Raw genomic sequence first — 23,643 nt, forward strand, 5'->3', positions numbered from 1 at the left:
CGACCTTTTCACCATTCCTCCCGACACGACAAGGAATCCCCATGCCCACCCTCGCCCCTGCCGACATCAAGACCCGCCTCGTCACGCTCCTGAGCGAGAAGTTCGGGCTGCCCGAGGACGAGATCCTCGCCGGCGCGACCTTCGACGAGCTGGACATCGACTCGCTCATCCTCGTCGAACTCGGCCTGCTCGTCCGCAAGGAGCTCGGCATCGTGCTGGCCGAGGGCGACCTGCGGTCCTCCTTCCGCATCGACGACGCCGTCGCGGTCGTCGCCGAGAAGGGCGGCCTGGCATGAGCGCAGGCCGGGAGGCCGTGATCAGCGGCATCGGCCTCGTCACCCCGGCGGGCATCGGCGTCGAGGCCAACTGGGACCGCGTTCGCGCCGGCAGGTCCGCCGCGGCCCGCGACCCCGAACTGGCCGGACTGGCCGTCGACTTCTCCTGCCGCGTACCGGACTTCGACGCCAACGCGCTGCTCGGCCGGCGCACCGCCTGGCGCCTGGACCGCTTCGTCCAGCTCGCGATGGTCGCCGCCCGGCAGGCCGTCGCGGACGCCGGACACGACCCGGCGACCTGGGACGGCACCCGCGTCGGCGTCGTCCTCGGCAACTCCCTCGGCGGGACCGCCACCTTCGAGTCCCAGCACCGTACGTACTACGACGGCGCGCCCGACGAGGTGTCCGCGCTGATGATCCCCATGGCGATGGTCAACATGGTCGCCGGGTACGTCGCCATCGACCAGCGCGTCCACGGGCCCAGTCTGGTCACCGCGACCGCCTGCGCCTCCGGCGCCGCGGCCCTCGGTACCGCCCGCGCCTGGCTCGCCGCGGACCTGTGCGACATCGTCCTCGCGGGCGGCACGGAGTCGGCGATCACCCCGGCGACGCTCACCGGCCTCTCCCGCATGGGCGCCCTCTCCACCCGGCGCGACGAACCGGCCACTGCCTCCCGCCCGTTCGCCGCCGACCGGGACGGCTTCGTGGCCGCCGAGGGCGCCGCGGTGCTCGTCCTGGAGCGCGCCGGTGACCTGCGGGCCCGCGGTGGACGCGGCTACGCCCGGCTCGCCGGGTACGGGGCCTCCTCGGACGCCCACCACGCCACGGCGCCCGACCCGGAGGGCAGGGGCGTGACCCGTGCGCTGCGTACGGCGCTGCGGGACGCGGGCGTGGCGCCCGGCGACGTCGGCCACGTCAACGCGCACGGCACCTCCACGCCCATGAACGACCTCACCGAGGCCCGCGCGCTGCACCGCGTCCTCGGCACCCGCCCGGCCGTGACCTCCACCAAGGGCGTCACCGGGCACACGCTCGCCGCCGCGGGCGCCGTCGAGGCCGCCTACACGGCACTGGCGCTGCGCGACGGCGTCGTACCGCCCACCGCCAACGTCACCGCGCTGGACCCGGAGATCGAGATCGACGTGGTGACCGGCGCGGCCCGCACGACACCGCTCGACGTGGCCGTCAGCACCTCGCTCGGCTTCGGCGGGCACAACGCGGCGCTCGTACTGACCGCCGCCTGACCCGCGGCACACCGCCGCACGCGAGACGAACGCGCGCGAGAGCAACACGCGAGAGCGACGCGCGAGACAAAAGCGCCACACAAAGGGGGAACAGCAACGATGGACGAGGAAGCGGAACAGGCCGGGGTGCGCACGGTCGCCGTGGTCGGCCTCGGCACGGCGGGCGCGGCCCTGGCCCGGCGCTGCGCCGACGCGGGCCTGCGGACGATCGGGGTGACTGCCGACGCGGCGGACGCCGACCGCGCCCGGCGGGAGTCGGCCGGTACCGGCATCGAGGTGACCTGCGCGCTCGAGGCCGTCACCGCGGCCGGCGTGATCATCGAGGCGGTACCGGAACGGGCCGCGGCCAAGCGCGCGGTGCTGGCGGCCATCGCCGCCCACCGCGCCCCCGGCACACCGGTGCTCACCACGGCCCTCACCCTGACCGCCGCCGAACTGGCCGCGGCGAGCGGCGGCCCCGGCCTGCACGCCCTCCGCTTCGTACGGGCCGACCGGCTCACCGCGGTCGAGCTGGCCCACGCGCCCGGCACCCCCGAGCGGCACACGGCCGTCGTCCTCGCACTGCTGCACCGCCTCGGGCTGAAGGCGCACCAGGTACCGGACCTGCCGGGATCGGTCGCCCCCGTACTGCTCTTCGCGCTGCTCAACCAGGCCGCGTGGATGCACGAGGAGGGACACGCGAGCGCGGCGGCGCTGGACACCGCCGTACGGCTGGGCTGCGGCTGGCCCGACGGCCCGCTGCGGACGCTCGACGCGATCGGCCTGGACACGGCGCTGGACGTCCTCGACGGCCTGCACGGGCGCCTCGGGCCACGCTTCCAACCACCGCCCGGCATACGGGAGTTGGTGTCTCAGGGCGCGCTCGGGGCGAAGGCGGGGCGGGGGTACGTGTGCGGAACCACCGCCGCCGCGTCCGCCCCGGCCACCGCAACCCCCTCCACCCCCGTCCTCGCCCCCGCCCCCGTCCCCGGCATCGGCCCGGTCGTCGTCATCGGCTCCGGCACGATGGCCACCGGCATCGGCGAGGTCTTCCTGCGCGGCGGGTACCGCACCGTGCTGCTGGCCCGTACGGCGGAGAAGGCGGCAGCGGCGGACGAGGCCGTGCGGTTCGGGCTGGAGCGCACCGCGGCGAGCGGGCCCGACCCGGCAGCGGCGATGACCCGCTGGACGGCCACCGCCGACCGGAGCGTCCTGTGCCGCGCGGGGCTCGTGATCGAGGCCGTCGTCGAGGACCCGGCCGTCAAGCGCGACCTCTTCGCCGAGCTGGGCGCGGTCTGCGCGCCCGGCACACTGCTCGCCACCACCACCTCCAGCCTGCCGGTGGGGGAGTGCGGCACGGCGAGCGGCCGCCCCGCCGACGTCGTCGGCCTGCACTTCTTCAACCCCGCGCCGGCGATGCCCCTGGTCGAACTGGTCCGGGCCGCGGGCACCGGCGAGCCCGCGCTCGCCACCGCCCGGCGCATCGTCACCGGGCTCGGCAAGACGCCCGTCGAGTGCGCCGACCGCACCGGCTTCCTCGTCAACGCGCTCCTCTTCCCCTACCTCAACGACGCGTTGGGGCTGCTGGAGGACGGCGCGGTCGGCCCTGCCCTGCTCGACGCCGCGGTGAAATCGGTCGGCGGCCAGCCGATCGGCCCCACCCGGCTGCTGGACACGGTCGGCGCGGACGTCGCGCTCACCGTGGCCCGGCGGCTGTACGAGCAGTACGGCAGACGGCCGGAGTTCGCGCCCGCGCCCCTGCTGGAGCGGCTGGTCGACGGCGGCTTCCTGGGCCGCAAGAGCGCGGGCCGCGGCGTACGCGCCTACCTGACGGAGGCGGCGGCCGCGGTGGCGGCCTGACGCGGCGGACGACGGGGGGACGGGCGAGCAATCGCAGAACGACGCAAGGCCGGGCGCACCCGGCCGGAAAGACACGGCTCATGACGATGGACAGCACCACCTCCGGCACCGCGACACGCGCGCGGCCGACGGAAGCGCCCGCCCCGCCACGCCGCCGCGGCCTCGCCGTGTGCACGGTCACCGCCCTGCTCTTCACGGTGATGCTCGGCGGCACCCTGCCCACCCCGCTCTACCCCCTGTACGCCGCGCGCCTGGGCCTGTCCCCCCTGATGGTGGCCCTGGTGTTCGCGGCGTACGCGCTCGGCATCCTCGGCCCGCTGCTGCTGGCCGGCGGCCTGTCCGACCAGATCGGCCGGCGCGCCGTCCTCGTACCGGCCGTCGGCGTCGGGCTGCTGAGCTGCGCGGTCTTCGCCGCGTTCCCCACCCTCCCCGGCCTGCTCGCGGGCCGCGTCCTGTCCGGCGTCTCGGTCGGCCTGACCACCGGCGCGGCCACCGCCTACCTCGGCGAGCTGCACGCCCGCCCGCCCCGCGCCGCACTCATCGCCGCGGTCACCAACATGGCGGGCCTGGGCGTCGGCCCGCTGCTCTCCGGCCTGCTGGTGGCGTACGCCCCGGCCCCGCTGATCACCCCGTACGCGGTGCTCGCCGTCCTGCTCCTGCCCGGCCTGCTGGTCCTCGCGCTTCCCGAGACCGTGCGCAGGGGCGGGGCGAAGGCCCGCATCCGGCCGCAGCGGCTGTCGATACCGGCGCCCGCGCGCCCGGTGTTCACCGCGGCGGCCGTCGCCGTCTTCGGCTCGTTCGCGGTCCTCGGGCTGCTCTCCGCGCTGGCGGGCAAGTTCCTGGCCGAGGGCCTGCACCACACCAGCCCGGTCCTCGCGGGGACGGTGGTCTTCTGCGCGTTCGGCAGCGCGGGCCTGGCCCAGCTCGCCGCGGCCCGCATCGCGCCGCGCACGGCGGCGGTGTGGGGCATGGTCGTGGTACCGCTGGGGCTGGCCGCCATCGTGCTCGCGCTGCCCGCCGCCTCGCTGCCGCTGTTCCTGGTGGGCGCGGCCGTGGCGGGCGCGGGCGGCGGCGTGGCGTTCCGGTCGGGGCTCGCGCTCGTGGCGGCCGAGGCCCCGGCGGGCCGCGCGAGCGAACTGATCTCCAGTTACTTCGTCGCCGCCTACCTGGGCCTGGCCGTACCGGCGATCGGCGTCGGCCTGCTGGTCACGGCGACCACGTTGCAGACCGCCGCCACCGTGTTCGCCGCCGTGGTGGTCCTGCTGGCGCTGACCAGCATCGCGGTCACGGCGCGCACGAGGCCGGCGGCGCGGGGCTGAGCGTGGGAGGCCGCCCCGCCCGGCGGTGCGGGGCGGCCTCGGGCCCGGTCAAGGGATGTAGCGGGTACGGTCCGTGCACAGCGACCAGATGACGAAGACGCCGAGCGCGATGCCGACGGTGGCCCAGATGGGCTGGTAGGGCAGCCACATGAAGTGCGCGATCACGTACAGGCCCGCGAGCACGATGCCGGCCATGCGCGCCCAGCGGGCGCCCTTGAGCAGGCCGAAGCCGGTCACGGCGACGATGATGCCGAGCACCAGATGGATCCAGCCCCACACCGTCGTGTCGAACTCGTAGACATAGGTGCCCGTCAGCTCGTTGCTCAGCAGGTACACCTGGTTCCTGGCGATGCCGGCGATGCCTTCCAGGACGCCGAGGACGCCGGCGACCAGCATCATCACCCCGGCGAAGAGCGTGCCGCTGGCCGCCCAGACGTTCTCCGGGCCGTGCGCCCGGGGCGGTTTGGGGCCCGCTGCGTGGGGTGCTGCCTGCGACATGGTGGCTCCCCTCGTGACATACATGTGCGAATGCCGTCGGTTCAGCGTCGTCCCGCCGGGCCCCGGTGTCCACCACATACGTTGTCGTTCGAACGAACCCGGTCCCGGACGGGCACGTCCGGCTGGACGCCGGGACCGGGATGCCTTACGTCCGTTCGCGATGGGCGCGCAGCGCCCGGGCGGCCAGATCCCGGTCCTCGCCGAGGACGAAGGCGGTGACGCCGTCCGCACGCCACTCGGCGCGCCGCTCCGGGGTGGTGGCCATGGCGCAGAAGGGAACGCCGTGCCGGCCGCAGGCGGCGCGCAGCGTGCGCACCGCCTCCTGGACGCTCGGGTGCCGCACCTGCCACGGCACGCCGTACGACTGCGAGAGGTCGCCGGGGCCCGGCAGGACCAGGTCGACGCCGCCACCCGCGAGGATGTCGTCGATCGCGTCGACGCCCTCGGCGTCCTCGACGAGCGGTACGACCATGATCTCGGCATTGGCCCGCTCGATGTACGCCCGCGGGTCGGTACCGCCGTAGCCGAGCATCCGCCCGCCGTTGAGCGAGCGCATCCCCTCGGGTGCGTAGCGCGCTGCCCGCACCGCGGCGTCCACGTCGGCCCGGCCGCGCACATGCGGTACCACGATGCCCATGGCCCCCGCGTCCAGCGCGCGCAGCACCGCGCCCGGGTCCGCCTCGGGCACCCGCACGAACGGCGTGACGCCGCTGGTCTCGGCCGCCCTGATCAGGTGCTCCAGCTGCCGCGGGTCGACGAGCGTGTGCTCGGTGTCCAGGATGACGAAGTCGTAGCCCGCACAGCCGATCATCTCGACCACCGCGGGCTCGGGGAGCACGCTGAACAGACCGTGCGCCTCCTCGCCCGCCGCGAGCTTCCGCTTCACCTCGTTGGTGCGCAGCACGTCAGGAGTCCTCCCCGGCCCCGCCCAGGAAGTGGAACCCCGGCCGCGGGTGCATCAGGAAGTCGTGGTGCGAGATGTTCCAGGCGTACGCACCGCACAGGCTGAACGCCACCCGGTCACCGGCGCGCAGGCCGGGCGCCGGGACGTCGCGGGCGAGCAGGTCCTTCGGGGTGCAGAGCTGGCCGGTGAGGGTGACCTTGTCGCCCTGGGCGGCCGAGCGCGGCCACGGGTGCGGCCACGGCGCGTCGGTGGGCAGGACGGTGCAGGGCTGGTCGTGGCCCTTGGTCGCCGGGGTGCGCAGGTGGTGGGTGCCGCCGCGGACCACGGCGAACTCCTCGCCGTGGCTGTGCTTCACGTCCAGCACCTCGGTCGCGTACCAGCCGCAGTACGCGGTGAGCGCGCGGCCGGGCTCGATGCGCAGCGTCAGGCCGGGGTGCGCGTCGGCGAGCCGGCCGAGCCCCGCGCCGTACGCCGCCCAGTCGAAGCGGCGCTCCGGCTCGGCGTAGTCGACGGCCATGCCGCCGCCGACCACGATCTCGCGCAGCGTGACGCCGTGCCGGGCCGCCAGCTCCACCGACCAGGTGACGATCGAGGACGCCACCGCGAGCTGTTCGGCGGCCTCCAGGCCACTCGCCAAATGGGCGTGCACGCCGCGCAGTTCGAGCTGCGGGTAAGTGCCGTCGGTGAGCAGCCGGACGACCTCGTCGGCCTGGTCGGGATCGAGCCCGAAGGGGGTCGGCCGGCCGCCCATGGCGAGCGACACGCTGTCCAGCGAGCCGTCGCCGACGGGGAGGTTGAAGCGCGGCAGGACGGCGATCCGACGGTCGCCGGCGTGCCGGGCCGCCAGGTCGGCGAGCATGTGGAGCTCGTACACGCTCTCCACGTGGAACCGCTCGACGCCCAGCTCCAGCGCCTTGACGAGCTCGGCGGGCGTCTTGCCGGGGCCGCCGAAGGCCAGCGGGCGGCCGGGCACGGCCTTGCCGACGTGCGCCAGCTCGCCGCCCGAGGAGACCTCGTAACCGTCCACGTACGGCAGCAGCGCGGCCAGGATCTCCGGCTCCGGGTTGGCCTTGGCCGCGTAGTACAGCTCGACGCGCTCGGGAAGGGCGGCCCGGACCTCGGCGACATGCTCCTGAAGCGCCGTCAGGTCATAGATGTACGCCGGAAGTTCCTCGGCCGGGAGGGCATGAACGCGGTCGCGGACCGCGGGGGTCGGGTGGGTCATCGGGCGCTCCAGGCGGTGGCGGAGAGGACGTCCTCGGCGAGCGGCGAGGGCAGCCGGACGTAGCCGGCCTCGCGGTCGGCCTTGCGCTCCCAGCGGGTGAGCAGATTGGACTTGGCGGGCAGTGGCACGCCGGCGAGCAGCGCGGCCAGCCGCGGCGGGCAGCCGTGCCGGTCGGCGTGGCGCTGGAGGGTGCGGCGCACCTCGGCCCACAGCTCGGTCTCGCTGTCCGGGTGCAGGTCGGCGAGGGCGGCGAGCAGTTCGGAGACGTGGTTGACCAGCAGGCAGTACACGACGCGGTCCCAGCCGCGCTGCGCGTCGTACGTCAGCGGCGCGGCGACCTCGGGCGGCAGCGCGGCGAGCGTGCCGGCGTGCTGCTCGGGGACGAGCTTGGTGCCCTCCAGGTCGCGCAGCAGCACCTGTGCGGGCATCCCGTCACCGTCGACGCAGATCAGCACGTTCTGCAGATGCGGCTCGAAGACCAGGCCGTGGTCGAAGTAGGCGGACAGCACCGGCGGGACGAGCAGGTCGAGGTAGGCGGCCCACCACTTCAGCGCGGTCTTGGCGTCGGCGCCGGCCAGCAGCCGGGAGATGTGCGCGTCGCTCGACGGGTACTCGTCGGCGACGGCGCCGGCCAGCAGCGGGGTGGTGCCGGGCAGCAGCCGCCGGGACAGCCCCTCACGGACGATCACCCCGAAGCCTTCGAGGAGCGCGGTGTCCGGCTGCCCGTCGGGGCCCGGCAGCGCGACACTGCGGTACGCGGGCTCGCGGAGCACCGCGCAGCCGGGGAAGCGGGCCGCCAGGTCGTCGAGCACGGGAGCCAGCAGCCGGGTCAGCGCGACGGCGCCGGTCAGCTCGTAACTGGAGTTCTTCCGCAGGCAGTTGGTGATCCGGACGTTCAGGCTGAACTTCAGGAAGGAGTCGGCCGAGTAGAGCGTGCGGACCGAGGCGGTCGCGGCGTGCGGGAACCCGGCGGTGCCCAGGACCCGGATGTCACCGCGGTCCAGGGCCTCCTGGAGCGCCGGCTGGTCGCGCAGCAGCTCGTACTGCCAGGGGTGGGCGGGCAGCAGCCGGTACCCCTCCGGCACCTCGGCCTCGAAGGCGTCCAGCGGAGCGGTGGCGTCGGCGGCCACGCTCTCCTCGGCGAGCAGCTCCTCGCGGACGGCGAGCAGCAGCAGCGGGAAGGAGCCGCCGGTCTCGGGCGCGTACTCCTGCCAGGCGGCCGGGTCGCCGGTGCGGGCCTTGGGGGTGGGGTGGAAGCGGTGGCCGAGGACGAGGGACTGCTCGGAGGCCACATAGGCGTCGTGCCAGTCCGCGGCCCCGGCGGTTCCGGGACGCTCCGGGGCCGCCGCGGGACGGGCGGCCAGCGCCGCGGCGGTGGCCTGGTGGCTGGCGGCGATCTGGTCCAGGAACTCGTCGTTGTCCACGCCGGTACGCAGCGACAGCTCGGCATGCACGTACTCGGCCAGCCGGCGCCAGCCGACCTCGGCCCAGCCGTCGCCATCCTGCTCGGTCACCGGGCCGGTGAAGCGGTGCGCGCCGATCAGCGACGTGCGGCGCAGCGCGACGCGCAGCAGCACGCCGCGGCGCGGCAGCCGGAGGAGCAGGTGGCCGTGGTCGACCGCGGTCTGGTGCTCCGGGCCGGAGACCTCGCGGAGCAGGCAGTTGAGGAGGGTGTGCGCCACGGCGTCGTCGGCGGTGGGCAGGCCGGCGGGGGACGCGCCGGCCGGGTCGGCGGCCCGCGCGGGGCCGGTGGAATGCGTCAGCGGAGGCATCAGAGGCTCCTGCGAGTATGGGTAAGACGACGGAAGAGAGCGGGGAGGGTGGTCGCCAGCACGGTGGCCACGGCGATGGCGGTGCCGATGAGCAGCGGCGCGGACGGCCCGAACAGGCCGTTGCCGAGCGCGGCCGCCAGGCCGGCGGCGACCGCGCCGGCCTTCGAGAAGAATTCGATGGAGCCGAACAGCCCGCCGGGCGCACGGCCCTTGGCGCAGTCGGCGGCCAGCACGGACATGCAGACCAGGCCCAGGGTGAGCCCGGCACCCAGCAGCAGGCGCACCGCGATGAACGCGGGCAGCGACCCGGCGATGCCGTGTCCGGCGGAGCCCAGCGCGATGCAGGCGAAGCCGAGCGCGATGCCGAGCCGGGGCCGGGTGCGGAAGGCGGCGTGCACCGCCATCGCGCCGGCCAGGTAGCACATGTGCGGGAGCGCGAAGAGCACACCGGACACCAGGGACCCGGTCCCGGGTATGCGCTCCTTGATGAGCTCGATCAGGTACGGGAAGGAGATCACCGTCGAGAAGACGAAGGCGAACTCCAGGGCGAGCAGGGCACGCAGCGCCCCGGCGCTGCCCCGCTCGGGCTGCGCGGCGGCGGCCGTGGGCTCGGCACCCGCCTCGGGCTTCGCCGCCGGTGCGGTACGCGTCCGGGGCGGCTCCGGCAGCGCCGCGAGCATCGCGGCGGCGGCCAGCGGCAGTACGGCCAGCAGCGCGTACTGCCGGTGCGGCGACAGCCAGGGCGAGAGCGAGCCGACCACGATCGGCGCGAAGACCAGCGCGGCCCGCGCGCTGCCCTGCATCAGCGTCAGCGCCTTGGACAGCGCGGGCCCCTCCAGCGCGGCACCCAGATAGCCGTTGGACGCGGCGAACGTGCCGCCCAGGATGCCCTGCAGTACCAGCGCGGCGGTGAAGGTGGCGAGCGAGTCGGCCCAGCCCGCGAGCAGGAACGCCGCCGCCAGCCCCAACTGGGCGCGCAGCAGCAGCCGTTTGCGGCCGAAGCGGTCGGCCAGCCGCCCCCACAGCGGGGCGCCGAGGCCGCCGAAGATGGTGGGCACGATGTAGAGCAGGCCGGCCCAGCGGGCGGCGTGGTCGCCCAGGTCGGGCAGGATCTCGGTCAGGTACGGCGGCAGGCCGAGGGCGGCGAAGGAGGCCACGAAGTAGCAGCCGGCCACGGCGTGCACCTGGCGGCGGCCGAGGGCCGGCGTCGCGGGTGCTTCGGGTGCTTCCGGCGCGGCGGGCGCCTGGACGGCCTCGGGTGCGGTGGTGCTCATCGGACGCTCCCCGTCGGCAGCAGGTAGTTGGGGCCCGTGGTGTAGTGCTTGTTGATGTCGGCCGCGCCCGAGCGCTCCTTCGACAGCAGCGTCCCGGCGCTGACCATGGCCTTGACCGGCAGGTGCGGGGCGTCCAGCAGCTTCTCGCGGAGGACCGCGCCGGGCTCGCCGGGGCCGGTGCCCAGCCGTTCGACGGCCTCGGTGAGCCGGTCCCGGACCAGCTCCAGCAGCCGGTCCAGCGGCGCCCGGCCGTGCCGGGCCAGCCCGAAGGCGTACGAACCGGCGCACAGGTGGACGGTGATCGTGGCGAGCATGTCGGCCACCGGGCCGTCGCTCTCGCCGAAGATCCGCGGGTCGGCGAAGTCCGCCGGGTCCGGCGCGTCCGCGCCCAGCCGCTCCCGCAGCCGTACGGTGTTGATCCGCGGCGCGTCGTTGTCCTTGAACAGCAGCCGTACCCGGGTGCCGTCCGCTGCGGTGCGGTCCAGCACCAGCGAGATGTTCTGCTGGTGGGACTCCAGGCCGATGCCGTAGCCGAAGAGCGTGGTCTGCCAGTCGAAGAGCAGGGTGAGGCACGCGTCGAGCAGCGCGAGCGGGTCGCCGTCGTAGAAGCGGTCGGCGAGGTGGTCGATGACCAGCCGTCCGCCGGGCGCCGGGGCAAGCAGTGCGGCCAGCGGGACGACGGCGCTGCCGTCCAGACCCTCCGGGTAGCGGCGGCACAGTACGGCCAGCAGCTCGTGGTCCGCGTGCGCGTACACCGTCTCGTCGGCCTGGAGGATCGTTTCCCGGAACCGCGGTTCGCGGGCGATCACGTTCTCCAGCAGCCGCTGGCCCGCGGCGCCGTCGATGAGCGTGCGGGGCTTGATGGTGCGCCGGTTGCGCAGCCCGAGCGTCGCGGTGGCCAGCGGCAGCTTCAGGTGCACCTGCGGATCGGCGTCCAGCGCGACGGTACGCATCGACAGCGTCGGCACGGCCCCCAGCCAGGCGTGCTCGGAGAGCACTGCGTCCTTCGCCAGCCCGGTCTCGCGGAGCGCGGCGTCCAGGGGAGCGCCGAGGGACAGCGGGTGGACGGGCAGCGCGATGTGGCTGTCGTCCAGCTCCGGGTGGCCCAGGTCGACGGGGTGCGGCCAGCAGGCGGGCAGCGCGTCCGGGCCGCCGGTCACGGTGACCGCGGTGCGCGGCAGCAGCAGCCAGCGCAGTGCGAAGCGCGGGTGGAACTCCGGTGCGTAGGCGCGGAGTTGGGTCTCGTCCAGGCCGGAGCGGCCGCGCGAGGCCGGGTACACCGGGTGGTCGAGGCGGGCCGCGAGCGCGTCGTGGGCGAGGCCGGCGGTCAGGCCCGCCCAGCGGGCCGGGTCGGGGCCGTGCCGGTCGGCCAGCGCGGCGGTCAGCTCGTCCTGCGTGGCGGCGTGCAGCCGCAGCGTCGCCAGGGTCTGCCGGCACTCCTCGGCGAAGGCGTCGAAGCCCTCGTGGTCGAGCGGGTCGGCGAGGGCCCGCACCGCGCCGAGGATCTCGTCGAGGGTGCTCAGCCGGGCGCCGTCGGACTCGCGGACGAGCAGCGGCAGCCGGGCGGCGTACTCGGCCTGGTACCCGTCGGGGGCCAGCGGAAGCAGCAGCGCCTCACCGGCCTCGCCGCTCTCGCCGGGCTCGTCGCCGTCGGCGGGCAGCCGCAGCCAGGGCCCGTCCGGGCGCTCCAGTACCGTGCCGCGGGACCGCAGCCCCACGACGTCCTCGCGCAGCAGCGCGCTGAGCACGCGGACCAGCAGCTCGTGTTCTTCGGGCCCGCCGTCCGTCGCGGGCGCGGTCAGGGTCTCCGTCGCGGCGGTCACGGGGTGATCTCCCACCGCTCGGCGGCGAAGAACGCCTCGGTGGCCCGGTCCACGGCGAGCTGGTCGCCGCCGGTGGCGCGCAGCACGCCGAGGTAGTCGCGGTTGGTGCGGTAGTGCGGGTGCGTGGTGCCGACCGCGCGCAGCGGACGGTACGTCAGGTGCACGCCGTCGACCGTGCGGTCCAGCGGGCCGGGCGCCGCGGTGAGCGTGCCCGCCCGGTCGGCGAGGGCGTACTCCACCCGCGCGGCGGCGTCGGTCCGCGCGCCGAGGTCGGCCGGCAGCGGCTCGCCCAGGTGCGTGCGGAGAATCAGCTCGAAGAGCGGGATGTCCAGCGTCTCGGCCAGCATCAGGTCGCACTGGTCCCCGATGGCGCGGTAGTTGACCTCGATGAGCCGGGCGCGGCCCTCGTGGACCACGAACTCGGTGTGGCAGGCGCCGAACCCGACGCCCAGCGCGTCCAGTTGGGCCAGTACCTGCGCCACGACCGGTTCGGGGTGGGCGGCGACGAACTCGTGCCGCTCCTCGATGAAGGTGGGGGGAGTGGAGATCGTGCTGTGGAAGCCGCCGAGCACGTGCCGCTTGTGGCCGTCGCCCAGCGTCTCCAGCGTGTACAGCTCACCGGCCAGGTACTCCTCGGCGACCAGGGCCGCTCCCGGGCGCCGGGACCGTATCTCCTTCGCCCGCTCGACCAGTTCGCCGGGACCGTCGGCCAGGACGACGTCCTCGCTGGCCACGCCCTCGCGGGGCTTGACGACACAGGGGAACGGCAGGTCGGCGGCGGCCAGCGCGTCCGGCTCCTCGTCGGGCGCGAGCTGGACGGACCGTACGGTGTCGGCACCCGCCGCGGCGAGGTGGCGGCGCATCTCGGCCTTGTTCTTGGCGCGCAGCGTGGCCCGCCAGTCCTTGCCGGGCAGCCCGAAGTACTCGGCGGCCAGCGCGGCCTGGGTCTGCAGGTGGTCGCTGTTGGTGAAGACCGCGTCGGCGGGGCCGTGCGCGGCGATCCGGCTGATGACGGCGCGGACGTCGTGGACGTCGCACTCGAGGATCTCGGTCTCGGGGTATTTCGCCCGGTGGGCCGCGGGCTGGTCCGTCAGCACGGTGACGTCGACGCCGAGGTGGGCGGCCGCGGGCAGGAAACCGTCGGTGACCGAGTCGGTGGGGTTGAGTGCGAGCAGGTGCATCCGCATGAGCGGGGACCCCTTCTGGTTCGGGGGTGGTGCGGGGACGACGGGGTGCGCGGGGGCGGGCCGGGGGACACGGCCCGCCCCCGCCGAGGTCACTTCTTCGGCAGCTCGACGCCGGTGGCGTCGGCCACGTCGGCGAGCATGTGCTGCGCGGCCTGGATGCCGATGCCGGACATCCAGGTCTCGTCAGGCACCTCGAAGACCTTCTTGTCCTTGACGGCCGGCAGGTCCTTCCAGACCGGGTTGGACGTGACGTCCTTCTTCTGGGTCTTGGACGGGGTGTCGGCGACGGTCACGAAGACCAGGTCGGCGTCGGCCTTGTCGATCTCCTCCGGGCTGACGTCGAGCATCGGCTTCTCGGGGTCGGTCGAGCTCTGCGACTTCGGGCGCTCCAGGCCGATGTCGTCCAGGACGACGCCGCTGAAGGAGGACTTCTGGTACAGGCGGGTCGGGCCGGCGATGAAGCGGACCACCGAAGCGGAGGGCATCTTGCCGCCGTCCTTCTTCTTGATCGCCTCACCGAGGTGCTTCGCGCGCTCCTCGTAGCTCTTCATGGCAGCGGCGGCCTGCTTCTCCTTGCCCAGCGCCTGCGCGTGGACCTTGAGGTTGGCCTTCCAGGGGCCGCCGGTGGTCTCGGTGAAGACGGTCGGGGCGATCGCCTTGAGCTTGTCGTAGACCTTCTCGTGGCGGACCTTGGAGGACAGGATCAGGTCGGGCTTGAGGCTCGCGATCTTCTCCAGGTTCGGCTCCAGCAGCGGGCCGACGTCGGTGACGCCCTTGACCTCGTCCTTGAGGTACTGCGGGAAGCCGCCCTCGGTCTTCATGTGCGGCGAGACCGCGCCGACCGGCTTGATGCCGAGCATGGTGACGTCGTCCAGCTCGCCGGTGTCCAGGACCACGACGCGCTTCGGCTCGGACGGGATCTTCACCTTGCCCATGGCGGTGTTCACGGTGCGCGGGAAGGCACCGGAGGCGCCGCCCTTCGCGTCGCCCCCTTCGGACTTCGCGCCACCGCAGGCGGCCAGCGCCGCGGTGCCCAGGACGACGGCGAGCAGCGCGGCGAGGAGCCGGCCGAGGCCGCGCAGGGTCGGTCTGTTGGACATGAGGAGGTACTTCCTTGCTGTGAGCGGGGACGGGGACGGAAGTGGGGGGTGGGCCCGGGGACGGGCCGTCAGACGGACACGGCGGTACGCCGTACCGCGCGGCCCTTGGGGACGACCAGCGGGGTGCCGGTCTCCGGGTCGGGGATCACCCGGCAGTCGACGTCGAACACGGACTTGACCAGCTCCGCGTCGAGGACGTCCGCCGGGGCGCCGGCCGCGGCCAGCTGCCCGTCCTTGAGGACCACGAGGTGGTCCGCGTAACGGGCGGCCTGCCCGAGGTCGTGCAGCACCATCACCACGGTGCGGCCCGCCTCGGAGTGCAGTTCGGCGACCAGGTCGAGGACATCGAGCTGGTGCCGCAGGTCCAGGAAGGTGGTGGGCTCGTCGAGGAGCAGCAGATCGGTGTCCTGGGCGAGCGCCAGGGCGATCCAGGCGCGCTGCCGCTGGCCGCCGGAGAGCTGGTCGACGGGCTGGTGGCGCAGCGCCGTGGTGCCGGTGCGCTCCAGCGCCTCCTCCACCGCCGCCTGGTCCTTCTCCGACCAGGGGCTGAGCAGCTTCTGGTGCGGGTAGCGGCCCAGCCGCACCAGCGCCTCGACGGTGATCGCGTCGGGCGTGACCGGCTGCTGCGGCAGCAGGCCCATCCGCAGCGCGAGCGCCTTGGCGGACATCCGGTGGATGTCGGAGCCGTCCAGGGTGACGGTGCCGGCGGCCGGGGCGAGCAGCCGGGTCAGGCCGCGCAGCAGGGTGGATTTGCCGCAGGCGTTGGGGCCGACGACGGCGGTCACGGCGCCGCCGGGCAGCTCCAGGTCGAGGCCGCCGACGATCAGCCGATCGCCGTAGCGCAGGTCGAGGCCGTGCGTGGCGAGCTGGTTGGCCTGCTGTTCGGTGGCCTTCAGCCGGTTGGCGGTCATCGGACACTCCTGTTGACGGAACTGCTCTGACGGATCATCAGCACCAGCAGCCAGGGCGCGCCGAGGGTGGCGGTGACCACCCCGACCGGCAGCCCGCTGACCGGCAGCAGATGCTGCGCCACCAGATCGGAGGCGAGCAGCAGGACGGCACCGGCGAGGCCGGTGAGGGCCAGGGTCCCCGCGGTAGGCGGCCCGGCGAGGAACCGCACCATGTGCGGGACGGCCAGCGCGACGAACGCGACCGGGCCGGTGAGCGCGGCGGCCAGCGAGGCCAGCGCGACGGCGGTGACCAGCACCTGGAGGCGGGCCGCGTCGGTGTTGACGCCCAGCGCGCCGGCCGAGTCGTCGCCGAGGTCCAGCACGGCCAGCTTGCGGTGCAGGAGGAAGGCCGCGGCCAGCGCGACCACCACGGCGGCGCCCGCCGCCCACACCTCCGTCCAGGTCCGCCCGTACACCGAGCCGGTGGTCCACTGGAGCGCCGAGCCGGCCAGCTCGGTGGGGAACCGTACGACCATGAAGTTCACCGCGGCGGTCAGCCCGGCCTGGACGGCGAGGCCGACCAGCACCAGCCGGGTGGCGCTGACGCCGGAGCGCCAGCCGAACACCCCGAGCAGCACGGCGGCCAGCAGCCCGCCGCCCAGCGCGGCCAGCGGGATGAACACCTGGGAGGCGCCGGCGGCGAGCATCGCCACCGCGCCGAACGAGGCGCCGCCGGTCACGCCCATCACGTCCGGCGAGGCGAGCGGATTGCGGAACATCCGCTGGAGCAGCGAGCCGGCCACCGCCAGGCCCGCGCCCGCGATGACGGCCGCGACCATGCGCGGCGCCCGGAACTGCTGGACGATCAGCACGTCGGCGCCGTCACCGAGGCCGAGCAGCCCCTTGAGCGCCGCGTCGGGCGCCAGCGGCACCTCGCCGATCGCCACCGAACAGGTGACGAGCGCGAGCAGTACGACGAGGGCGGCACAGGTCAGCAGGAGGGTGCGGCGGCCGGCGTGGGCGGACCCGGCCGCGTGCGGCGCGGTGACGCGCGCCTTCTCGGTCTTCAGGACGTCGCTCACCGGGCCACCTTCCGTGCCAGTACGGCCAGCAGCGGCGCGCCCAGGAAGGCGCTGATGATGCCGACCTGGAGCTCGGAGGGCCGGATGACGACGCGGCCGAGGATGTCGGCGGTGAGCAGCAGGAGCGGGCCCGCGATGACGCAGCCGGGCACCAGCATCCGGTGGTCGGAGCCGAGCAGCTGCCGTACGAGGTGCGGCGCGGCCAGGCCGATGAAGGCGATGGGACCGGCCACGGCGACCGCCGAGCCCGCGAGCAGCACGACGGCCAGGCCGCCGGCCATCCGGATGCGGGCGACCGGCACGCCGAGCGCCTGCGCGGAGTCGTCGCCGAGCGCGAGGGTGTTGAGCGCCGGGGTGATCGCCAGGGCGAGCACGAGGCCGATCACGAGGGTGGGCAGCATCGGGTACAGCACGGAGAGGGGACGTTCCGCCAGCGACCCGGCCAGCCAGAAGCGGGCCTCGTCCAGCGACCGCTTGCTCGCCAGCATCACCGTGGAGGTCCAGGAGAGCAGCACCAGTTGGAGCACGGTGCCGCCGAGCGCGAGCCGTACGGGATCGAGGTCGCCGGCCCGCCGGGCCAGTGCCTGCGCGAACAGCGCGGCGGCGGCCGCGCCGGCGAAGGCGAACCAGATGTACTCCGCGGGCCGCGTCAGGTGCAGGGCGAAGATGGCGACCACGACCGCGAAGCCGGCGCCGTTGTTGATGCCCAGCGTCGTGGGCGAGGCGAGCGGATTGCGGGTGATGCCCTGGACGACCGCGCCGGCCACGCCCAGTGCGGCGCCGACCGCGAGCCCGACGAGGGTGCGCGGCAGCCGCAGGCCGGTGACCACGATGGCGTCCCGCCCGTGCGCCTGCCCGGTCAGGGCGTCGAGCACGGTGGACAGCGGCACCGAGCGCGTGCCCACGGCGAGGCTCAGGGCGGCGCACACGGCCAGTGCGCAGAGCCCGGCGAGCAGCAGGGGAACGCCCCGCAGCAACGCCGAAGGGGCCCGCGCGCCGGCCACGGGGGCCGCGGTAGCTGGTGGTTTGGTCGTCAACACGCGTCGTAACGTTAGGTTAGGCAAACCTAAAGCCGCAAGCGCGCTGACGGGAATCGGCGAACTGTCCAGTTTCGTGCCCCCGGCAAACCGGGGCGGGCCACGTCTCCCTACCCGCACGGACCCGGCACCTCACCTCCCAAGGGGCGCAAATCCGGTTGTCCGGCAGCACGCGACCTGCTGAGGTGACCGGATGAATCACGCAGCGGTGCTCTCGACGTACGACCGGCGCATGCGACAGGACGCCCGGCCCGACGCCCCCGGCGCCCGGATCGAGCGCGTGGACGGCGTGGTCCGGCAGACCGCCGACGCGGCCGACGGCTGGCACGGCGTCCTCTGGGCGGACCTCACGCCCGCCACGGCGGACGCCGCGATCGCCGCGCAGATCCGGTACTTCACCGGGCTCGGCCGGGCCTTCGAATGGAAGCTGCACGCCCACGACCGCCCGGCCGGCCTCGCGGACCGCCTGCTGGCCGCCGGCTTCGTCCCCGAGGACGAGGAGACCCTGATGGTCGCCGAGACCCGGGACCTCCCCACCGCGGCGGACCTGCCGGCCGGTGTCCGCCTGGAGCCGGTGACCGACGCCGCCGGCGTCGACCTCATGACGGCCGTCCACGCGCGTGCCTTCGGCCCCGGCCGCGCCCGCTTCCGTACCCAGCTCCTCGACCGGCTTGCCAGCGCTCCGGAGACGGTGGTGGCGGTGGTCGCGATGGCCGGGGACGCCCCGGTGAGCGCGGCCCGCATGGAACTGCCGCCGGACGTGCCCTTCGCCACCCTCTGGGGCGGCGGCACCGACCCGGCCTGGCGCGGCCGCGGCCTCTACCGCGCCCTGATCGCCCACCGCGCCCGCATCGCCGCGGCGCGCGGCTACCCGTACCTCCAGGTCGACGCCTCCGACCAGAGCCGCCCCATCCTCCAGCGGCTGGGCTTCGCGCCGCTGACGACCACGACCCCGTACGTCTTCACGCCCGGGGCCGCGGCCGCCGGCTGACGGTCAGCCCTGCCAGCGCACGGTGGCCACGGCCGTCCCGCCGCGCGTGCCGTCCGGCGCCACCGCCGTCAGCCGCAGCTCCGTACCGCGCTCCGACCCGGCCCTGGCCAGGGCCTTGACGTAGTACACGGAGTCGAAGATCCGCCCCAGCGACTCGGTACGGCCGTCCGGCAGCTCCCGGGTGAGGTCGTAGTACCAGACGCCCTGCCGCGCCAGTTGCCAGGAGAGGAAGACCTCGGCGGTGTCCCCGGCGGGGTGCACGGCGTCGACCGTGAAGCCCGCGGGCGCCGCCGGGCGGGGCGCCGGGCGGCCGTTCAGGAAGGCGAGTTCGCCGAGGCGGAAGGTGTGGTCGGCGGGGCCGCCCGTGGTGGAGAGGCGGACGGCCACGGCGGCGACGGTACGTCCCGCGAGCGCGGTCAGCGGCAGCTCCGCGGTGGTCCAGCCGCCCGCGCGCGGCCGGCCCGCGGGCAGCCAGACCGTGGTCCCGGGGTCCTCCTCGGTGATCAGGCCCAGCTCGACCCGGCCCGCCCGCTCGTCCGTCGCGTACACCAGCCGCGCCCGCTCCCCGCCCGTGACCCGCAGCCGGGTCTTGAACAGCCGGACCGTCGTCGGCTCTTCCGGGGCGAGCCGGCCCGAGAAGCGCAGCGAGCAGCCGCCGTCGTACGCCAGCCCGTAGTCGTACTCCGCACGCAGCGGTTCGGCGCCGCCCGCGCCCCGCGTCCAGAACTGCCAGGTGGGCAGCACGTCCTGGATGCTGATGTTGTTCCACTCGCGGTCGGACACCTGACGGCCCGCCAGGAAGAAGGCGCGGCCGTGCCCGGTGTTGAAGCGGGTGACGAAGGGGAAGCCGCCGATCACCGACCGCTCCGTGATGTACCGGGCCACGCCGTCCCACTTGCGGAAGTTGTGCTCGTCGCGCGGCTTGCCGTCGTCCTCGTCCGGCCAGGGCACGTACTCCGTGCGCCCGGTCCGGGTCGGGTCCTCGTTCGGGCCCGACCAGTAGTGGCGCTCGCGCACGAAGACCTCGCCCTGCGCGTCCGGGTCCTCGCGGTCCGGGTAGCGGTCCCAGGGGAAGTGCGAGCCGAACAGTGCCCAGCTGGTGCGGGCCGGCTCCCCGTCCGGACAGACGATCCGGGCGTCGAACGGCGGATTGAAGCCGTACTTCTCGGTCTCGGTGCCGTGGAAGACGACCTCGTACGGGTCGAGGCCGCGCTCCGCGGCCGTGCGGCGCGAGGTCGCGACGCCCTCCTCGGTGAGCCAGTAGTTGGCGAAGAGGCTGTGGTTGACGGGCGTGTCACCGTGCTGCACCCAGTCGGCGTTCTTGTCGTTGAACGCGTTCTGATAGTCCAGCTTTCCGTCCGTCATGATCGTGTCGTACCACTGGAGGTGGAAGCCCTCGGGCGCCCTGGCGCGCAGGTACTCCAGCATCCGCATCAGCTCGCGCGCGTCGGCCGGCGAGATCTCGGCCTCCTGGTTGAGGAAGTACCCGTCGAAGCCGAAGTACTCCGCCATCGCGAGCATGCCGTCGGCCACCGGGTACGAGCCGTCGGCGCGCCGCTCCAGGTAGTCACCGAATTCACCCGTCCGTGGCCAGAACCAGCAGCCCAGGCTGCGCGCGCCGTTGCGGTGCGCGGCATCGGTCCAGGCGGGGTTCGGCAGATTGACCACGCCGTGCACCGGCTCGTCCTCGGGCGAGCCGTCGACGGGCATCCCGTGCCAGGAGCCGTACAGGTCGGTGTACTGCCAGAAGCGCAGCAGCCTGCGCGCGAAGACGTCGCCGTACTTGTAGGCGGTGAAGAAGGAGTTGTCGTAGTCGTAGCTGAGGTTCATCAGCTTCGGGCCGGTCGCCAGGTGCGGGTCCGCCTGGGTGGCGGCGAAGGCCGGGATGCGCGCGGCGAGCGGCACACGGGAGCGGAAGTACCGCGCCCAGCGGTCCGTCTCCGGGCTCCAGGACTTCAGCGCGGCCGCGTCGTAGCCGTGCATGAAGGGCTGGTGGGGCCCGCGCGCGGCGGCCGCAGCGGCGGCGGGTTGTGCACTGAAGGGACCCAGCGGCCCGGCCAGCCCCACGGCCACCCCGGCCGCCCCCAGCATCCGGACGAAGGTTCTGCGATCCAGCGGTCCACTGCTCACGGTCACGCCTCCTCTGTGGCGCCGCGGCCCAGCCGCAGCGTGACGATCTCGAACGGATGGAGCTCCAGGGGCAGTAGGCCGCCCTCGCACCGCTCCTCACCGGTCTCCACCGGCCGCTCCAGCAGGTCGCACCGGACCGCGGAGGCCACCGGGAACCCGCAGGCCAGCTCCGTGCGCACGCGCCCGCCGCGCGCCTCGTGCAGCCGCACCACCACATCGCCGCTGCCGTCGTCCGCGAGCTTCACGGCGGTCACCGTCACCGCCTCGTCCGCGACCGTCACCAGCGGCTCGACGGCCGTCGCGCTCCCCGCCACCCGCCGCTCCGGCAGGTTCAGCGCCCAGCCCTCCCGCACCGCGTCGCCGATTCCGGCGCCCGGCACGAGCGCGCAGCGGAAGCGGTGGGTGCCCTGGTCCGTGCGCGGGTCGGGGAAGCGCGGCGCGCGCAGCAGGGAGAGCCGTACGGTCGTGGTCGTGCCGCGGCCCGACTCCCGGGCCGCGCGCGAGGCGTCGTACCCGTACGTGGAGTCCGTCACCAGCGCCACGCCCCAGCCCGGCTCTTCGACGTGCACGAAGCGGTGCGCGCACGCCTCGAACTTGGCCGCGTCCCAGCTGGTGTTGGTGTGGGTGGGCCGGTACAGGTGGCCGAACTGGGTCTCCGCGGCGACCCGGTCGGCGTGCACGTCCAGCGGGAAGGCCGCCTTGAGGAACTTCTCCGTCTCGTGCCAGTCCACCTCGGTCGCGATCTCCAGCCGCGCGGCCCCCGGCGGCAGCGTCAGCACCTGCTCGACGGCCGAGGAGCCGAAGGTCCGCCGCACCCGTACGGCGCCCGCTGTGCCGCCGTCCACGGCCTCCACGGCCTCGGCGTCCACCAGGTCGGTCACCGTGTTGCGGTAGAACTCGTCCACGTCCCAGGCGTCCCACATCGTCGGGAAGTCCTGGTGCAGCTGGAGCAGGTTGGCCGCCTTGCCCGGGGCCAGGGTCTCCCGGCCGGCCCGCAGGTCGTACAGCGAGACCAGCAGCCCGCGGCCGTCGATCTCCGCCCGCAGCAGCCCGTTGTCCAGGACGTAGCCGCCGCCCGCGCGCGGCACACAGCCCGTGCCGTTCGGCGCCTCGCGCTCGGGCCGCGCACCGCGCGCCGGTACGGCCTCGCGGCCGTGCGGGGCCGCGTTGAACACCAGCGTGCGGCCCGCCGAGGGATCGCCGGCCAGCGCCCGCTGAGCCGCCCCGATCAGCCCCTCCAGCTCCGCCGCGATGCGTGCGTACCGCTCGGCCGCCTCCCGGTGCACCCAGGCGATCGACGTGCCCGGCAGGATGTCGTGGAACTGGTGCAGCAGCACCTCCTTCCACAGCCGGTCCAGCTCCTCGTAGGGGTACGGATGTCCGGTCCGCACCGCCGCCGTCGCCGACCACAGCTCCGCCTCGTACAGCAGATGCTCGCTGCGCCGGTTGCCCTGCTTCGTACGGACCTGGCTGGTCAGCGTCGCGCGGTGCAGCTCCAGATACAGCTCGCCGGTCCACACCGGCGCGTCCGGGTACTCCGCGTGCGCCTTCTCGAAGAAGGCCGAAGGCTTCTCGAAGACGACCTTGGCCGAGCCCTCCAGGTCGGCCAGCCGCCGCGCCCGCGCCAGCATGTCGCGGGTCGTGCCGCCGCCCCCGTCGCCCCAGCCGGTCGGCGCCAGCGACCGCGTCGCAGCCCCCTTCTCGCGGAAGTTGCGCGCCGCGTGCGCCACCTCCTGGCCCGACAGCTGCGCGTTGTAGGTGTCCATCGGCGGGAAGTGCGTGAACACCCGCGTGCCGTCCAGCCCCTCCCACCAGAAGGTGTGGTGCGGGAACTTGTTGTCCCGGCTCCAGGAGATCTTCTGCGTCAGGAACCACTTGGCGCCCGCCTGCCGGACGAGCTGGGGGAGCGCCGCCGAGTACCCGAAGGTGTCCGGCAGCCACACCTCCTCCGTCTCGACCCCGAACTCTTCCAGGAAGAACCGCTTGCCGTGCACGAACTGCCGCGCCAGCGCCTCGGACCCCGGCATGTTGGTGTCCGACTCCACCCACATCCCGCCCACCGGCACGAACCTGCCGTCCGCCACCGCCTTCTTCACCCGCGCGTACACCTCGGGCCGGTGTTCCTTCAGCCATGCGTACTGCTGCGCCTGCGACATCGCGTACACGAAGTCCGGCTCGTCCTCCAGCAGCGCGGTCATGTTGGACGCCGTACGGGCGACCTTGCGCACCGTCTCGCGCAGTGGCCACAGCCACGCCGAGTCGATGTGCGCGTGGCCGACGGCGCTGATGCGGTGCGCGGAGGCGTGGGCGGGCGCGGCCAGCACGCCGGCCAGCGGCTCGCGGGCGCGGGCCGCCGTCCCGCCGATGTCCTGGAGATCGACGGCGTCCAGGGCGCGTTCCACCGCGCGCAGGATCTCCCAGCGGCGCGCGGTGTCCTCGCCCAGCTCGGCCATCAGCTGGCCCAGCACCTCCAGGTCGTGCGCCAGCTCCCACACGGTCTGATCGAAGACCGCGAGATCCATCCGGGCCAGCCTGTACTGGGGCACGTCACCGGCCGTCTCCCGGTCGCCCAGCTCGGTGGGGAGGAAGGGGTGGTAGTCGAGGATGACGGGGTTGGCGGACGCCTCGACGTGCAGGTGCACCTCCTCGCCGCCGCGGGCCGGGGCGGCGATCCGCACCCACTGGTTGCGCGGGTTGAGCCCCTTCACCGGGGAGCCGTCGGGCCGGTACACCAGGCCCTCGCACTGGAAGCCCGGCATGTTCTCGTCGAAGCCCAGGTCGAGCAGCGCCTCTACGGTCCGGCCCGCCCACTTTTCGGGCACGGTGCCGCTGACCGTGAACCAGCTGGTGCCCCACGGCGGACCCCACGGCGCGCCCGGCTCGATGGGCGTACGCGGCGCGGCGATGCCCTCGGCGACCGGCACCGGCTCGCCGGGCGCGTGCCACACGCCGACGGTCAGCGGCACCGACTCCGGGTACACGGCGGGCCACAGACGCTCTTCCAGCACCCGCTTCAGACGGGCTTCGGTGGTGGTGCGGTGGTCGTGCATGTC

18 protein-coding genes are annotated in these 23,643 nt (G+C 74.3%); 5 read left to right on the plus strand and 13 right to left on the minus strand.

From position 1 onward, the window contains the following. The first annotated feature begins 41 nt into the window (after nt 1–41). The 4 genes from ACIGXO_RS25620 to ACIGXO_RS25635 all read left to right on the plus strand — a co-directional run bounded on the left by ACIGXO_RS25620 (nt 42) and on the right by ACIGXO_RS25635 (nt 4,677). Entirely contained in the window at nt 42–296 is a 255-nt protein-coding gene (locus tag ACIGXO_RS25620) for an acyl carrier protein (RefSeq protein ID WP_399791285.1), read from the plus strand. Beyond that, complete coding sequence (locus ACIGXO_RS25625; RefSeq protein WP_399791288.1) at nt 293–1,519, plus strand: beta-ketoacyl-[acyl-carrier-protein] synthase family protein; 1,227 nt, start codon at nt 293–295, stop codon at nt 1,517–1,519. Before ACIGXO_RS25620 ends, ACIGXO_RS25625 begins: the two co-directional genes overlap by 4 nt. Nucleotides 1,520–1,618: 99 nt before the next feature. Next, nucleotides 1,619–3,358 (plus strand): 3-hydroxyacyl-CoA dehydrogenase family protein, encoded by a 1,740-nt coding sequence (locus ACIGXO_RS25630; RefSeq protein ID WP_399791291.1) that lies wholly within the window; start codon nt 1,619–1,621, stop codon nt 3,356–3,358. Between the two features lie 80 nt (nt 3,359–3,438). Next, nucleotides 3,439–4,677: an MFS transporter gene (locus ACIGXO_RS25635; RefSeq protein ID WP_399791294.1), complete on the plus strand. Its 1,239-nt coding sequence runs from the start codon at nt 3,439–3,441 to the stop codon at nt 4,675–4,677. A 48-nt stretch (nt 4,678–4,725) separates the two neighbouring features. Here ACIGXO_RS25635 and ACIGXO_RS25640 read toward each other — a convergent pair whose 3' ends face one another. From ACIGXO_RS25640 to ACIGXO_RS25690, 11 genes are all read right to left on the minus strand, one after another. After that, complete coding sequence (locus ACIGXO_RS25640) at nt 4,726–5,175, minus strand: hypothetical protein (RefSeq protein WP_399791297.1); 450 nt, start codon at nt 5,173–5,175, stop codon at nt 4,726–4,728. 145 nt (nt 5,176–5,320) lie between these two features. Continuing rightward, a complete protein-coding gene (locus tag ACIGXO_RS25645; RefSeq protein ID WP_399791300.1) occupies nt 5,321–6,079 on the minus strand; it encodes an HpcH/HpaI aldolase/citrate lyase family protein in 759 nt (252 codons plus the stop codon). Nucleotide 6,080: 1 nt separating this feature from the next. Next, the gene (locus ACIGXO_RS25650) at nt 6,081–7,304 is read right to left on the minus strand and encodes a type III PLP-dependent enzyme (RefSeq protein WP_399791303.1); all 1,224 of its coding nucleotides are present in this window, start codon (nt 7,302–7,304) and stop codon (nt 6,081–6,083) included. Further along, on the minus strand, nt 7,301–9,076 hold the full coding sequence (locus ACIGXO_RS25655; protein WP_399791306.1) for an IucA/IucC family protein: 1,776 nt from the start codon (nt 9,074–9,076) through the stop codon (nt 7,301–7,303). The genes ACIGXO_RS25650 and ACIGXO_RS25655 overlap by 4 nt, the downstream gene beginning before the upstream one ends. Further along, nucleotides 9,076–10,350, minus strand: a complete 1,275-nt coding sequence (locus tag ACIGXO_RS25660) for an MFS transporter (protein WP_399791309.1) — start codon at nt 10,348–10,350, stop codon at nt 9,076–9,078. The genes ACIGXO_RS25655 and ACIGXO_RS25660 overlap by 1 nt, the downstream gene beginning before the upstream one ends. Further along, nucleotides 10,347–12,173: an IucA/IucC family protein gene (locus ACIGXO_RS25665; RefSeq protein WP_399791312.1), complete on the minus strand. Its 1,827-nt coding sequence runs from the start codon at nt 12,171–12,173 to the stop codon at nt 10,347–10,349. The genes ACIGXO_RS25660 and ACIGXO_RS25665 overlap by 4 nt, the downstream gene beginning before the upstream one ends. Then, nucleotides 12,170–13,360: an acetyl-CoA carboxylase biotin carboxylase subunit family protein gene (locus ACIGXO_RS25670; protein WP_399791315.1), complete on the minus strand. Its 1,191-nt coding sequence runs from the start codon at nt 13,358–13,360 to the stop codon at nt 12,170–12,172. The genes ACIGXO_RS25665 and ACIGXO_RS25670 overlap by 4 nt, the downstream gene beginning before the upstream one ends. Nucleotides 13,361–13,449: 89 nt before the next feature. Next, nucleotides 13,450–14,460 carry an ABC transporter substrate-binding protein gene (locus ACIGXO_RS25675; RefSeq protein WP_399791318.1) on the minus strand — a complete coding sequence of 337 codons (1,011 nt, stop codon included), beginning with the start codon at nt 14,458–14,460 and terminating at the stop codon, nt 13,450–13,452. 68 nt (nt 14,461–14,528) lie between these two features. After that, entirely contained in the window at nt 14,529–15,371 is an 843-nt protein-coding gene (locus tag ACIGXO_RS25680) for an ABC transporter ATP-binding protein (protein WP_399791321.1), read from the minus strand. Further along, nucleotides 15,368–16,432, minus strand: coding sequence for a FecCD family ABC transporter permease (locus tag ACIGXO_RS25685; RefSeq protein WP_399791324.1), 1,065 nt, complete (start codon nt 16,430–16,432; stop codon nt 15,368–15,370). The genes ACIGXO_RS25680 and ACIGXO_RS25685 overlap by 4 nt, the downstream gene beginning before the upstream one ends. Beyond that, nucleotides 16,429–17,436, minus strand: coding sequence for a FecCD family ABC transporter permease (locus tag ACIGXO_RS25690; protein WP_399791327.1), 1,008 nt, complete (start codon nt 17,434–17,436; stop codon nt 16,429–16,431). Before ACIGXO_RS25690 ends, ACIGXO_RS25685 begins: the two co-directional genes overlap by 4 nt. 226 nt (nt 17,437–17,662) lie before the next feature. On the opposite strand from ACIGXO_RS25690, the gene ACIGXO_RS25695 reads away from it, so the two are divergent. Then, complete coding sequence (locus tag ACIGXO_RS25695; protein WP_399791330.1) at nt 17,663–18,460, plus strand: GNAT family N-acetyltransferase; 798 nt, start codon at nt 17,663–17,665, stop codon at nt 18,458–18,460. A 3-nt stretch (nt 18,461–18,463) separates the two neighbouring features. On the opposite strand, the gene ACIGXO_RS25700 is transcribed toward ACIGXO_RS25695, so the two are convergent. Then, on the minus strand, nt 18,464–20,590 hold the full coding sequence (locus ACIGXO_RS25700) for a hypothetical protein (RefSeq protein WP_399791333.1): 2,127 nt from the start codon (nt 20,588–20,590) through the stop codon (nt 18,464–18,466). A 2-nt stretch (nt 20,591–20,592) separates the two neighbouring features. After that, complete coding sequence (locus ACIGXO_RS25705; RefSeq protein ID WP_399791336.1) at nt 20,593–23,640, minus strand: alpha-mannosidase; 3,048 nt, start codon at nt 23,638–23,640, stop codon at nt 20,593–20,595. Nucleotides 23,641–23,643 lie beyond the last annotated feature (3 nt).

The organism is Streptomyces sp. NPDC053542, from assembly GCF_044544685.1.
GTDB lineage: Bacteria > Actinomycetota > Actinomycetes > Streptomycetales > Streptomycetaceae > Streptomyces.